At 73.9% G+C, this 12,279-nt stretch carries 8 protein-coding genes; 2 read left to right on the top strand and 6 right to left on the bottom strand.

Features of this window, described 5'->3' with window-relative positions; translation table 11 throughout:
• The first annotated feature begins 106 nt into the window (after nucleotides 1-106).
• Nucleotides 107-673, top strand: coding sequence for a flavodoxin family protein (locus OERS_RS15945; RefSeq protein WP_083201534.1), 567 nt, complete (start codon nucleotides 107-109; stop codon nucleotides 671-673).
• A gap of 56 nt (nucleotides 674-729) precedes the next feature.
• Here OERS_RS15945 and OERS_RS15940 read toward each other — a convergent pair whose 3' ends face one another.
• The 3 genes from OERS_RS15940 to OERS_RS15930 all read right to left on the bottom strand — a co-directional run bounded on the left by OERS_RS15940 (nucleotide 730) and on the right by OERS_RS15930 (nucleotide 4,215).
• Nucleotides 730-1,122: a GntR family transcriptional regulator gene (locus tag OERS_RS15940; RefSeq protein ID WP_068626922.1), complete on the bottom strand. Its 393-nt coding sequence runs from the start codon at nucleotides 1,120-1,122 to the stop codon at nucleotides 730-732.
• On the bottom strand, nucleotides 1,119-2,018 hold the full coding sequence (locus OERS_RS15935) for a hypothetical protein (RefSeq protein ID WP_068626921.1): 900 nt from the start codon (nucleotides 2,016-2,018) through the stop codon (nucleotides 1,119-1,121). The genes OERS_RS15940 and OERS_RS15935 overlap by 4 nt, the downstream gene beginning before the upstream one ends.
• A 127-nt stretch (nucleotides 2,019-2,145) precedes the next feature.
• Nucleotides 2,146-4,215, bottom strand: coding sequence for a glycosyl hydrolase family 28-related protein (locus tag OERS_RS15930; RefSeq protein WP_068626919.1), 2,070 nt, complete (start codon nucleotides 4,213-4,215; stop codon nucleotides 2,146-2,148).
• Between the two features lie 237 nt (nucleotides 4,216-4,452).
• Between OERS_RS15930 and OERS_RS15925 the strand changes: the two genes are divergently transcribed.
• Nucleotides 4,453-5,298: an alpha/beta hydrolase gene (locus tag OERS_RS15925; RefSeq protein WP_068626917.1), complete on the top strand. Its 846-nt coding sequence runs from the start codon at nucleotides 4,453-4,455 to the stop codon at nucleotides 5,296-5,298.
• A gap of 46 nt (nucleotides 5,299-5,344) precedes the next feature.
• Here OERS_RS15925 and OERS_RS15920 read toward each other — a convergent pair whose 3' ends face one another.
• The 3 genes from OERS_RS15920 to OERS_RS15910 form a co-directional block, all read right to left on the bottom strand.
• Nucleotides 5,345-8,167 carry a helix-turn-helix transcriptional regulator gene (locus OERS_RS15920; RefSeq protein WP_068626915.1) on the bottom strand — a complete coding sequence of 941 codons (2,823 nt, stop codon included), beginning with the start codon at nucleotides 8,165-8,167 and terminating at the stop codon, nucleotides 5,345-5,347.
• 437 nt (nucleotides 8,168-8,604) lie between these two features.
• Nucleotides 8,605-11,199, bottom strand: a complete 2,595-nt coding sequence (locus OERS_RS15915) for an ABC transporter permease (RefSeq protein WP_068626913.1) — start codon at nucleotides 11,197-11,199, stop codon at nucleotides 8,605-8,607.
• The gene (locus tag OERS_RS15910) at nucleotides 11,199-12,011 is read right to left on the bottom strand and encodes an ABC transporter ATP-binding protein (protein WP_083201533.1); all 813 of its coding nucleotides are present in this window, start codon (nucleotides 12,009-12,011) and stop codon (nucleotides 11,199-11,201) included. The genes OERS_RS15915 and OERS_RS15910 overlap by 1 nt, the downstream gene beginning before the upstream one ends.
• Nucleotides 12,012-12,279 lie beyond the last annotated feature (268 nt).

The raw sequence follows: 12,279 nt of genomic DNA, 5'->3' as shown, positions 1-12,279 counted from the left end.
CGGCCCGCCCTGGGCGAGCGGCGCCGTCGGGCGGGGGACGAAAGTCCCTGACCCCCGGGACCGTCGTCCGTGGCCCGGGGCGGGCCGCGGACGCGAGGCTGGGAGCATGACGAACCGTGGAGAGAACCTGACTGCTGCCGTCGTCTACGAGTCGATGTTCGGGAACTGTGAGAAGGTCGCCCGCCAGATCGCCGCGGGCATGGCGACGGGCGTTCCCGTCAAGGTCGTCGACGTCGCGGACGCCGTGGCGGACCCCTCGCTCCTCGACGACGTCGACCTGGTGGTCGCGGGCGGTCCGACGCACTCCATGTCGATGAGCCGCCCGGGGACCCGGGCCGAGGCCGTCCAGCGCTCGGGCGGCACGGTGCCGGCCCGCAACGTCGGGCTCCGCGAGTGGTGCGTCGCGCTCCCCGACCACGCCGAGGGGACCGGCCCGCGCTGGGTCACGACGTTCGACACGCGCACCGCCCTGGGTCGCGCGATCCCGAGCTCGGCGTCGCGCGCCGCGGCCAGGATCATCACCCGCAAGGGCTACGAGATGCTCGTCCCGCTCAAGTCGTTCCTCGTCGAGGACGCGGCGGGGCCGCTGGTCGACGGGCACATGGAGCAGGCGTACGTGTGGGGCGAGTCGATCGCCGCGGCGCTGCGCGCGAAGGCGCCGCTCACGGTCTGAGACCGTGCGTGCAGGACGGCCCCACCAGCAGCCGAGCCCGGCCGGGGAAGACGGGCTCAGCCGCCGGTGGGGCCGTCGTGCTGCTGGAGCAGGCCCGTGACGACGTCGAGGATCACGGAGTCCTCCATGCCGAGCGCCCGTCCGTGGGCCACGAGCTCGGTCGCGTGCGCGGCGAACGAGCGCTGGTCGGCCTCCGAGGTGCCGTGCTCGGGCACGGCGACCACGGTCCCCGTGCGTCGCCGCGAGACGACGGCCCCGGTCGCCTCGAGCTCGCGGTAGGCGCGCTGGACCGTCCCGACCGAGATCCCCAGGTCGCGCGCGAGGTCGCGCGACGAGGGCAGGCGGTCGCCCGGGGTCAGGGCCCCGAGCGAGACGAGCGCGGTGATCTGGCTGCGGATCTGCTCGTAGACGGGGACGGGTCCTTCGAGGTCGACCGTGAGGGTCTTCATGCGGCGGACGGCTGGGGCGCCGCGGGAGCGGCCGGTGCGGGGTGGCGCGCGAGCACCGAGAGACCCGCGACGACCGAGGTGATCCCGATCGCCGTGGCGACCGCGAAGGCGACGAACGCGGCGGGGCTGCGGTCCGCCGAGAACAGGGCGAGGGACGCGAGGAGCATGACCGCGGCCGTGCCCAGCCCGACGAGGAGCTGCACGCCCGCGAGCACGTGCGCGGCGCTGAGGCGGCGCAGCGCGTCGTCCTCGGCGGCGGTCGCTCCGCTCACGACCGAGCGGCGCGAGACCAGCTTGAGGACGCCCAGCGTCGCGAGGGTCACGACGGCCAGCGCGACGAGCAGCGGCACCCCGTAGGGCCAGCCCGGGTACGGGCCCGAGCTCCCCGTGGACCAGCCGTCGGGCGAGACCTGGATGGGGGCGTCGACGGCGCGCCCGCCCTCGCCCGCGGTCAGACCGAACACCACGAGCCCGACGGCGGAGATCGCCACGGTCACGAGGAAGAGCGTCAGGCGCCACTCGCCCAGGGAGCGGACGCTGCGACGAGAGAGGGCCGCGGTCCGCACCGCGCCCTGGGTGCGGGGCCAGGTCAGCTCGCCCACGGCGCGGACGGCGAGCAGGAGCACGGCCGTGGCGGGCGGTGCGACGGCGAGCAGCAGGCCGGGGGTGTGCGTGCTGCTCGTGAGGTCCGCGGCGCCCACGGGGGAGAGGACGTAGGCGATCACGAGCAGCGCGAGCAGGCCCGCGACGGCCGAGGTCGTGCGCTCGTGGGACAGGGCGGCGTCGAGCACCTTGCGAGTCGGGTGCCGACGGACGCGGACGGAGCCGGCCAGGATCAGCACAGCGGCCGCGACGGCGCAGAGCGCGGCCAGGGCGGCGACGGGCGGACCGAACATGGGCACTCCTCCAACTGGATCAATGAATCATAGTATTGACTCATTGAAGCCCAGGTGTCCATCCCGCCCGTCGCGGTCCCGACCACGGGGTGCGCCTCGCCGCGTGGCTCGGCGCACCCCGCGGGCATCACCAGGTCGAAGGCGCCGGGGGTGCGACGACCGGGGGGCGGTCGTCGCACGTGATGGTGTTCGGCAGCTCCCACGGCGCGAGCCACGGGCCGGTGGACCCGCCCCCGTCGTTGCCGCCGAGGTCGGTCACCGTGAACTCGGAGCCCGTCGCCGGGAAGTTGAACGAGCCGCAGTTGTTGATGCCGACCGCCCCGACGTTCCGGGCGTCGACGTTCTCGAACGTCGCCGAGCCCGCGACCCGCGCGCTCAGGACCGAGGTGCCGGTCCCGTCGATCCGCGTGTCCTTGAAGTGGACGCCACGGATCGCGACCTGGTCCTTCACGGGCCAGTCGGAGACCAGCATGATCGCGTTGTAGGTGCTGTCGAGGAAGTGGTTGCCGACGACCTGGACGTCGGCGTCGATGTCGCGGTCGAGCGCGTAGAACCAGATCGCACCGAGCCCGATGTTCCAGTTGAGCTCGTACGTCCCGGACCGCACGGTCGTGTTGTCCGTGATCCGGAGGCTGCCCGTGAAGGGCTCGGCGCCGAACCGTGACCCGACGTGGAGCGCGCTGCCCTCGCGGACGGGGTCGGCGACCAGGTTCCTCGACACGGTGTTGTCGGTGCCGCCGTAGACCGCGATCCCGTTCGCGAGCGTCGGGGACTGGATCGTGTTCCGGTCGAACGTGTTGTTCGCGTTGGCGAGCTTCTCCGACCACATGGCCAGGCCGTCGTCGCCCGTGTTGCGGACCAGGTTGTTCGAGACGACCGAGCCGGTCACGCCGCCGTGGAAGTTGAGACCGTCGGCGATCTGGTCGGTGATGACGTTGTTCGTGACGCGCAGGTTGTCCATGGGGCCGTCGAACCACAGCCCCACCTTGGTCCGGTGGATGTAGAGCCCGTCGATCGTCGAGTCGCTCATGGCCCCGCCCACGCCGTTCACCTGGTCGGTGTCGATGCGCTCGCGGACGTCGCCCTCGATCGTGAACCCGGACAGGTGGACGTTGCGGCTCCCGCCGTCCGCCGCGTCCTTGCCGTAGAAGCCCACCCCCGTGTGCACCGAGCCGTCGGGCGCGGGCGTCGCGAGCGCCGTCTCGCGGCCCTTGACGATCGTGTACCAGCTGCCCGCGCCCTGGATCGTCACGTCGTCGACCATGATGTGGCGGTTCACCTGGAAGGTGCCCGGCGGGACGTAGACGGGGAGCCTGGCCTTCTTCGCGAACGCGATCGCCTTGTCGAACGCGGCGGCCGAGTCGCGGCGACCGAACGGGTCGGCGCCGAACGCGAGCACGTTCGCGGCGCGCAGCGTGAGCTTCGGAGGGGCCACGACCTGCGAGTCGAGCAGGTCGATCACGGTCCAGGCGGCCTGGCTCCCGGCAGGAACGGTGAGCCGGACGGTCGAGCCGGCCGGGTAGGTCCTCGTCAGGAGCAGGCGCTGCTCGTCGTAGAAGTGCGTCGGCCGGAACGGCTTGGTGATCTCGGGGGCGGGGGTCGTGGCGGCCGGGACGCACGCGCACTCGGTGATCCACCAGTCGGGGTGCAGGAGGTCCGCGTCCGGGTCGTTCGTGAACGGGTACTGGTTGTAGAGCCACGAGTACTGCGAGGTGAGCGTCATGGTCCGGTTCGGGCCCCGGTCGACCGACACCGCGAGCGGAGCGGTGATCCCGCCGCCGCCCGGTGCGTCCGGGATCGAGTACCGCACGGTCAGCGCGTTGGCGGCCTTCGGCAGCGTGAACTCGACGTACTGGCCCGGTATGAGCCGGACGCCCGAGCGTCCCGAGGCCTCGGACGCGAGCGTGTAGGCGGTCCGGTCGGGGGTGAGGACGGCGCCGTCCGTGACGGCCGACTCGGCCTCCTGCTCGACGATCCCGAGGTCCGCGCCGCGGCCCGCGACGAGGTCCGGGGCGAGTGCCGCTCGGGTCGCGACGGGGCTCGGGGGGCGCGGGTCGCGGCCATGGGCGGACGCGCCGGCCGCGGTGCCGACCACGAGGCCGAGTGCGACGGTGAGCGCGGTGAGCGAGGTCAGGGGGGATCGGGTCCGCGCTCGTCCCCCGAGGGGGAGGGCTGGCCGGAGGTGCGTTCGTGTCATCGTCGACTCGACTTCTCTCGGGAAGGCGCTGCCTTCGCGGTGCAGGGCGTCCTCGCCCTGACGGTGAGCCGAATCTATGGCCGAGCGGTCACCCGCGCAAGGGTTCTGCGAGAAGTTTTCGCTCTTCTGTCGATTTCTTGCGTCGATCCGGTGGTGACTACCCGCGACGGGTGATGCCCCGACCACGAGGTGCCGGGGAAGGTGGGGAGCACGATCCCTCGGCCACAGGAGACCACCATGAGCGACACCACCCCGCCGACCGCCCCCGACACCGTGGTCCTCGTCCACGGCCTGTGGATGACGCCTCGCAGCTGGGAGCACTGGGTCCCGTACTACGAGGCCAAGGGGTTCCGCGTGCTCACGCCCGGCTACCCGGGGTTCGAGATCGAGGTCGAGGCGCTGCGCGAGAACCCCGAGGTCATCGCGAGGCTCACGGTCCCGGAGACCGTCGACCACCTCGCCGGGATCGTCGAGGGCCTCGACAGGCCGCCCATCATCATGGGCCACTCGTTCGGCGGCACCCTGACCCAGCTCCTGCTGGCCCGCGGCCTGGGCGCGTCGGCCGTCGTGATCGACGCGGCTCCGACCGAGGGCGTGCGGGTCAACCCGCCGTCGCAGATCAAGTCGCTCTTCCCCATCCTCAACAACCCCGCCAAGGCGCACCGCGCCGCGGGGTTCACGCCCGAGCAGTTCCACTACGCGTTCACCAACACGCTCACGGCCGAGGAGTCCCGCGAGGTCTACGACCGCTACCACATCCCTGCTCCCGGGAGCTGGGTGTGGGCCTACGGGCTCATCGCCAACTTCAAGCCGGGCAAGCAGGAGACCTGGGTCGACTACGACGCCGACCGTGCACCGCTCCTGTTCATCACGGGCAGCGAGGACCACATCATGCCCGCGTCCGTGAACCGGTCGAACGCCCACAAGTACCACCGCTCGCCCGCGGTGACCGAGGTCCTGGACTTCGAGGGCCGTTCGCACTGGACGTGCGCCGAGCCCGGTTGGGAGGCCGTCGCGGACGCCGCCCTCGACTGGGCCGTCGCGCACGCCCGGGCGCCCCAGGCCGCGGGGGAGCCGGCCTGAGACGACCGACCACCTGCGCGAGGCCCCCGCCCGGCACGGGCGACGTCTACCGCCGGACCGTCGCTCCGGCGTCGGGCGGGCGCAGCGCGTGCGCGAGCTGACGGCGCGAGGAGACCCCGAGCTTCCGGAACGCCTTGCGCAGGTGGTAGTGCACGGTGTGCGGGCTGATGAACAGGTGCGCGGCGATCTCGGCGTTGGTGGCGCCCGTGGCGGCGAGCTCGGCCACGCTCTGCTCCTGCGCGGTCAGACCCGTCGTGGGGCGGTCGAGCGGTACCTGGGCCCGCCCCGTGACCGCAGCCAGCTCGCGGCGGGCGCGCGCCGCGAACGGCTCGGCGCCCATGCGCTCGAACAGGTCGAGCGCGGCGCCCAGGGCGACGGTCGCCTCGCGCCGGCGACGCCGTCGCCGCAGCCACTCGCCGTGCAGGAGGTGGGTCCGCGCCAGGTCGGCGACCGCGCGTGTCCGCGACAGGTGCCCGACGGCGTCACGGAAGTGGGCGTCCGCCTCACCGTCCTCGGCGAGGAGGGCTCGCGAGCGGGCGAGCACGCCCAGGCCCCACGGCGCCCCGCTCGCCAGGGTCACGTCGGCGAGCCGGGCGAGCGCGGCGCGGGCCGCGTCGTCGTGACCGCTGCGTCGTGCGGACTCCACGAGGTCCGGCAGGACGCGGATCCCGACCTGCAGGAACCCCTCGCGAGCGATCGCCGACGCAGCGTCGAACGCGGCGGCGTGGTCGCCGGCGGCGAGGTCGAGCAGCATGCGCGCGGTCCGCGCCAGGCTCGCGGCCCCGCCCAGGCCCAGGTGGTCCGCGGCCCCCTGCGCCTGGTCGATCCGCTCGCGCAGCGCGGGGGAGTCGGGACCGTGCCACGCGAGCAGCTCGACGTTGGCGAAGATCCGGGCTTGCTCAGGGCTGAGCCCCACGGCCTCGCGGAGCTCGTGGACCTCGGCCAGGAGGTGGTCGGCCGCCCCGAGCTGACCCATCACGGTCTCGCACAGCGCGAGCACCCACAGGGCCGAGTCCAGCGCAGGGATCGCGCCGGCGGCCCGGGTCTGAGCGGCGGCCTGGCGCACGAGCTCGTCGCGAGCAGCGTCGTCCCACAGTGCCGTGGTCACGGCGACGGCCAGGAGGCCGTGCCGCTGGAACGTCTCGGAGGACGCCGCGCCGGGCGCACGCATCGACTCGACGGCGGCCCGCAGCGCGGGGACGCACCGGGCGTCGGGCGTCGTCGCGAGCGCTGCGAGCGCGCCCAGCAGGGTCGAGGCCATGTCGCTCGGCCGGTCGAGAGTCGTGTCGGCGGTGCTGTCGACCTCCTGGGCGCGTGCCTCGCGCGCGAGGCACGCGAGGGTGTCGTCACCCGCCGCGCGCTCGGCGCCGAGGATCTCGCCGAACGCCGTGAGCAGCGCGTCCTGGGCAGCCGCCGGGTCAGTCTCGCGCAGCGTGCGCGCGGCGCGGAGGAAGAGGCCCGGGCTCTCGGCCGCGGCGTGCGGCGCCCCGGAGTACTTGCGGGCGACGGCCCGAGCGGTGAGGCACCGTGCGAGGACCGCCGGGGCGAGAGAGTTCTCGTCCACCCCGTCCAGGAGGGCCAGCGCACGGACCGGCGACCCGGCGAGCGACGCGGCCTCGGCGGCCGAGACCGCGCGTCCGTCCCGCCGCGGACCTGGCGCGGTGAGCTCGACCGCGCGGGCGAGGAAGGCCGCGCGGGCCGCGTAGCCGCCTCGGGCGCGGGCACGCTCGGCGCCCTGCTCGAGCGCTGCCGCCACGCCCTCGTCAGGGCCGAGGGCTGCTGCCGAGAGGTGCCAGGCACGCTGGTCGACGTCGGCCGGCCGGTTCGTCACGGCGGCGAGCGCGGCGTGGGCGGCCCGGCGCTCGCTGCCGGTCGCGCCGCGGTAGACGGCCGACCGCACGAGCGGGTGGCGGAACGCGACGTGGCTCTCGACCGTCACGAGGCGGTCGCGCTCGGGCGCGTCGGAGGCGTCGTCGGGCAGGCCGAGGGCCTCGGCGGCGGCCCTGACGTATGCCGTGTCGCCCCCGCGCTCGGTCGCGGCGATCAGGAGCCAGCGCTGGGTCGGGCGAGCGTACGCGCGAGTGTGCCGCTGGTAGTGGTCCTCGAGGTGGCTGCCGACAGGGAGGGGCGCGGAGAGCACCGCGCCGCCCGCGAGCTGAGCGGCGCTCAGCTCGCCGCTCAGGTCGAGCAGCGCGAGCGGGTTGCCGCCGGTCGCGGCGACGATCGAGTCGGCGACCTGCGGGTCGAGGGCCGTGCCCACCCGGGAGCGCAGGAGCGAGAGCGCCGCGTCCCGCGGGAGCCCTGCGAGGTCTACCGTGGGCAGGTCCGACACCGCGGCCGCGCCCGGCGTCCCGGCCCGGACCGAGAGGACCAGGGCCACCCGCTCGGCGCGCAGCCTGCGGCCCACGAACGCGAGGAGGTCGAGGGACTCGCGGTCGAGCCACTGCGCGTCGTCGGCGAGCACGAGGACGGGGGCGTCGTCGGACAGCGCGGCCAGGAGGGACAGCACGGCGAGGCTCACGAGGAACCGGTCCGGTGCGGGGCCCGACGACGTCCCGAGGGCCGTGCGGAGCGCGTCCGCCTGGGGAGCGGGGAGGCCCGCGATGCGCGACGCCCGGGGGAGGAGCGCGCGCTGGACCGCCGCGAAGGGCAGGTCCGTCTCGGTCTCGGTCCCCGTGAGGCGTAGGACGTCGAGGTCGCCCGCCGTGGCGGACAGCCGGTCGAGCAGGGCGGTGCGGCCCGATCCGGGCTCCCCCCTCAGGACCAGCACCCGGCTCGATCCCTGACGCACCGTGGCCAGCAGGTCGTCGAGAACCTGCTTCTCGCGCTCGCGGCCGATCAGGGTCACGTCGCCCGGACGTGCGGACATGGCACCACATCCCTCGAGCCCCGCCGGAGGGCTCCGTCCACGGCACGGCGGGGGTCGGGGCGCCCCTCAGCGGGACACTATCGGGTGGAGCGAGCCACGTCACCGGGAAGGGGCCACGGGCTCTGCGCGCGTCGGCGGAGGGCGCCGAGAAGGCGACGGTGATTGTGACGGTGACGGCGACGGCGACAGCGACAGCGACAGCGACGGTCATACGGCGACGTTCCGCCCGTGCGCCTCGCGAGCGACCACGGGCGTCCGGCTCCTCTTCCCACTGCCCCTGCCCTCTGCCTCGTGGGGCCCGGGGGGCGGATGTGTTTTCTGCGCAGCCACCACAATTGTGGTGGCTACGCAGAAGGACACCCGCCTCCGGGAGGGGGCGGACCTAGATCACCGGTGACTGGTGCGCCGGCCAACCAGCCGACCGCCGCCGGGGTCCGTCAGTCGACCGTCACGGCGTCGAGCACCGGGAGCCGCGCCGCGCGCAGCGCGGGCCAGCCCGCGGCCAGGACGCCGACGAGCACCGCGATGCCCACCATGGTCCCGAGCCCGGCCCACGGGATCGCGAGGGCGGTGAAGCCCGTGCTCGCGAACACGGTCGGCATCGCAGCGGCGAGCCCCACGCCCACCGCGAGCCCGAGGAGCGTCCCGAACACGGCCGTGAGCACCGACTCGATGACGATCGTCCCGGCGAGCTGCGACCGTCCGAGCCCGACGGCCCGCAGCAGCCCGATCTCACGCGTCCGTTCGATCACCGACAGCGCCAGGGTGTTGACGATGCCGAGGACCGCGATGACGATCGACAGCCCCAGCAGGGCGTAGAGGATCGTGAGCATCTGGTCGATCTGGCTCGCGAGCGCCGAGACGTACTCCTCGTCGTCCATGACCGACACGATCATGTACGGCTCGGCGGCCGCTGTGACCGCGGCGTCGAGCTCGGCCTGGGACACGCCGTCGGCCGCCTTGACCAGGAGCATGGTCGACATCTCCGCGGGGGCGACCGAGAGCTGCGCGAACACCGCGTCGGGCACGACGACCGGGACGCCCAGGGCGGGCGAGTCGAAGATCGACCCGATCGTGACGTCCACGCTGCCCTGCTGGGAGCGGAGCGTGAGCTCGTCACCCAGTCCCCAGCCCTCGTCGGCCGCGGTCGCCTGGAGGACGCTGACCTGCCCGTCGGCGAGCGAGTCGAGGCTGCCCTCGACCGTCTCGGTCTGCCACGTGCGGCCGAACACCCCCGGGTCCACCCCGAGCACGAACAAGGGAGACGCGTCGGCAGCGTCCCCAGAGGACGACCCGACGAAGTACTGGTCGGCCGTCAGCGAGTCGGCCGCACCGACCTCGGGCAGCGCCGAGATGTCGCTCACGGCCCCCGAGGGGACCGTGCCCGTCGCGGACTCCACGACCAGGTCGGCCAGCGACTCGTCGGCCACGATGGACTTCATGGACGCCTGCATCGACACGGCCAGGACCGAGGCCGCGCCGACGAGGGACATGCCGATCATGAGGGCGCTCGCGGTGCTCGCGGTGCGGCGCGGGTTGCGCGTCACGTTGCCGCGCGCCAACGTCCCGAGGGGCTTGGCCCACGCGACGAACGGCGCCGACATGACGTGCAGGACGCCGCGCGCGACGACGGGCGCGAGCAGGAGCGTCCCCACGATCACCCCGACGGCCCCGAGACCGAGGAGCGCCCCGGTGCCCGCGGTCTCGTCGGCCGCCGCCTGGACGACCGCGACGACCACGGCCCCGACGCCCGCCCCGGCGACGACAGCGCCCGCGATGCCACGAGCGCGGAGCGACCCGGCCTGGGCGGGGGAGTCGTCGCGCATGGCCTCGACCGGGGCGACGAGCGCCGCGCGTCGGGCAGGGAGGGCCGCCGACGCGACCGAGACGACCACGCCCAGCACGAGCGAGACCACGACGGTCGTCGCGTCGAGCGGGATGTCGCCCGCGAGCTCCATGCCCATCGACCCGAACATCGCCTTGAGCGCCGTGACGAGCCCCAGCCCGCCGAGCACCCCGAGCGCGCCGCCGAGCGCCCCGATGACCGCGGCCTGGACCAGGATCGAGGCGAACACCTGGAGCGGGGACGCCCCCACGGCGCGCAGCAGGGCGAGCTCGCGCTGCCGCTGCCGCACCGTCATCGCGAACGTGTTGGCGATGATGAACCCGCCGACGAACAGCGAGATGCCTGCGAAGACCAGCAGGAACGTCTCGATGAACCCGAGCTGCGACGCGATGTCCTCGCGGGCCTCGTCGCGGGCCGTCGTGCCCGTGACGGTCTCGACGGGCGAGGTGCCGGTGGCGGCGTCCGCAGCGCTGCCGATCACGGCCGTGATCCGGTCGGCGAGCTCCTGCTCGCCCACGCCGTCCTCGGCCAGGACCGAGATCGTCGAGACCATGCCGTCGGGTGCGAAGGCCGCAGCGGCCGTCGGCTCGTCGAAGAACACGATGCTCGCGCCGGCCATCGAGGCACCCATGTCCACGATCCCGGTCAGCGTCGCCTCGGTGACCTGTCCAGCGACGACGAGCGTGGTCGAGTCCCCGACCGTGAGGCCGCTTGCCTCGGCCGTGCCGGCCTCGAGCAGGAACTCCCCGGGGCCCGTCGGCGCCGCACCCTCCGCGATCGGCGTCGAGGGGTCGGCGGCCCGCCACGCGAGGCCGAACGTCGGCGCGCCCGTGGTGGGTGGCGGAGTGCCGTCCGCCCCGACGAGCACCAACGGACCGGTGTAGTCGGCGAAGGCGTGCGCGACGCCGTCGACCCCCTGGACCGTGTCCGTCAGGTCCGCCGGGATCGTGGTGCGGACCGCGCCCGCGCTCGCGTTCTCCTGCGTGAGCGCCGCGGAGTCCTCGCCACCGCGCAGGTAGACGTCGAACGAGGACCCGGCGTCGACGATCCCGTCGAACGTCGAGGAGAGCATCTCGCGCAGCGAGAACGTGCCCGCGACGAACGAGACGCCGAGCACGACCGCGAGGATGGACAGCCCGAGGCGCACGAGGTGCGCGCGGACGTTGCGCAGGGCGACGCGCAGCATCAGGCGGCCGCCTTCTTGCGCGTGAGCGAACCCAGGACGGCGAGCACCGAGTCGGGCGTCGGGTCGGTGACCTCGTCGACGATCCGGCCGTCGGCCAGGAACAGGACGCGGTGCGCGTAGCTCGCCGCGACGGGGTCGTGCGTGACCATGACGACCGACTGGCCCAGGTCGTCGACCGACTCGCGGAGGAACGTCAGGACCTCGCGCGAGGACGTCGAGTCCAGGTTGCCCGTGGGCTCGTCCGCGAACACGACCGCGGGACGGGAGACCAGCGCCCGCGCGCACGCGACGCGTTGCTGCTGGCCGCCCGACAGCTCGCTCGGGCGGTGCGTGAGGCGGTCCGTGAGCCCGACGGCGTCGACCACCTTGGCGAAGTACGCCCGGTCCACGGGCTTGCGGGCGATGTCGAGGGGCAGCGTGATGTTCTCCTCGGCCGTGAGCGTCGGGACGAGGTTGAACGACTGGAAGACGAACCCGAGCTGGGTGCGCCGCAGCTTCGTGAGCTGTCGCTGGTTCATGCCCGAGACCACCAGGTCGTCGACCACGACCGTGCCGGCCGTCGGGGAGTCGAGCCCCGCCATGCAGTGCATGAGGGTCGACTTGCCCGAGCCCGAGGGGCCCATGATCGCGGTGAAGCGACCACGTCCGAAGTCGACGTCGACGCCCGCGAGCGCGTGGACGGCCGTCGGGCCCTTGCCGTAGGTCTTGACCAGGCCACGGGCGGACGCGATGGTCGGCGCGGGCTCTCCGGTGATGCCGGCAGCGCCCGAGACGGCGGTGGGGGACGTGGTGGTGCGGGACGGGGAAGGCATGGCGGACTCGTCTCTGGGAGGGTGCGCTGGGCTGTGCAGCGCCCCTGACGGAGCGAGCCGACGGGGCGATGAGCCCTGTCCGCGGTCACCCTCCGAGCCGCTGGCACCATGCTGGCGCGCACGGTCCGTGCGGGGCATCGGGGATGCCCCTGAGACGGACCCTGAGAGTTTCCTGGGGGTGAGTCCGGGCCGGACGTGCGGCGAGGCTCCGCTCAGGCCCGCGCCCTACGGCGTCGGCGGGACCGCCGGGTCGGCGGGAGGGGCCGGG

The organism is Oerskovia enterophila, assembly GCF_001692445.1.
GTDB lineage: Bacteria > Actinomycetota > Actinomycetes > Actinomycetales > Cellulomonadaceae > Oerskovia > Oerskovia enterophila.
This window is presented reverse-complemented; position numbering and strand designations above follow the sequence as displayed.

What these genes read in the sequence shown, in the direction of transcription:
- OERS_RS15915 (WP_068626913.1), bottom strand. Translation starts at nt 11,199, where the DNA reads ATGCTGCGCGTCGCCCTGCGCAACGTCCGCGCGCACCTCGTGCGCCTC.
- OERS_RS15920 (WP_068626915.1), bottom strand. Translation starts at nt 8,167, where the DNA reads ATGTCCGCACGTCCGGGCGACGTGACCCTGATCGGCCGCGAGCGCGAG.
- OERS_RS15910 (WP_083201533.1), bottom strand. Translation starts at nt 12,011, where the DNA reads ATGCCTTCCCCGTCCCGCACCACCACGTCCCCCACCGCCGTCTCGGGC.
- OERS_RS15925 (WP_068626917.1), top strand. Translation starts at nt 4,453, where the DNA reads ATGAGCGACACCACCCCGCCGACCGCCCCCGACACCGTGGTCCTCGTC.
- OERS_RS15945 (WP_083201534.1), top strand. Translation starts at nt 107, where the DNA reads ATGACGAACCGTGGAGAGAACCTGACTGCTGCCGTCGTCTACGAGTCG.
- OERS_RS15940 (WP_068626922.1), bottom strand. Translation starts at nt 1,122, where the DNA reads ATGAAGACCCTCACGGTCGACCTCGAAGGACCCGTCCCCGTCTACGAG.
- OERS_RS15930 (WP_068626919.1), bottom strand. Translation starts at nt 4,215, where the DNA reads ATGACACGAACGCACCTCCGGCCAGCCCTCCCCCTCGGGGGACGAGCG.
- OERS_RS15935 (WP_068626921.1), bottom strand. Translation starts at nt 2,018, where the DNA reads ATGTTCGGTCCGCCCGTCGCCGCCCTGGCCGCGCTCTGCGCCGTCGCG.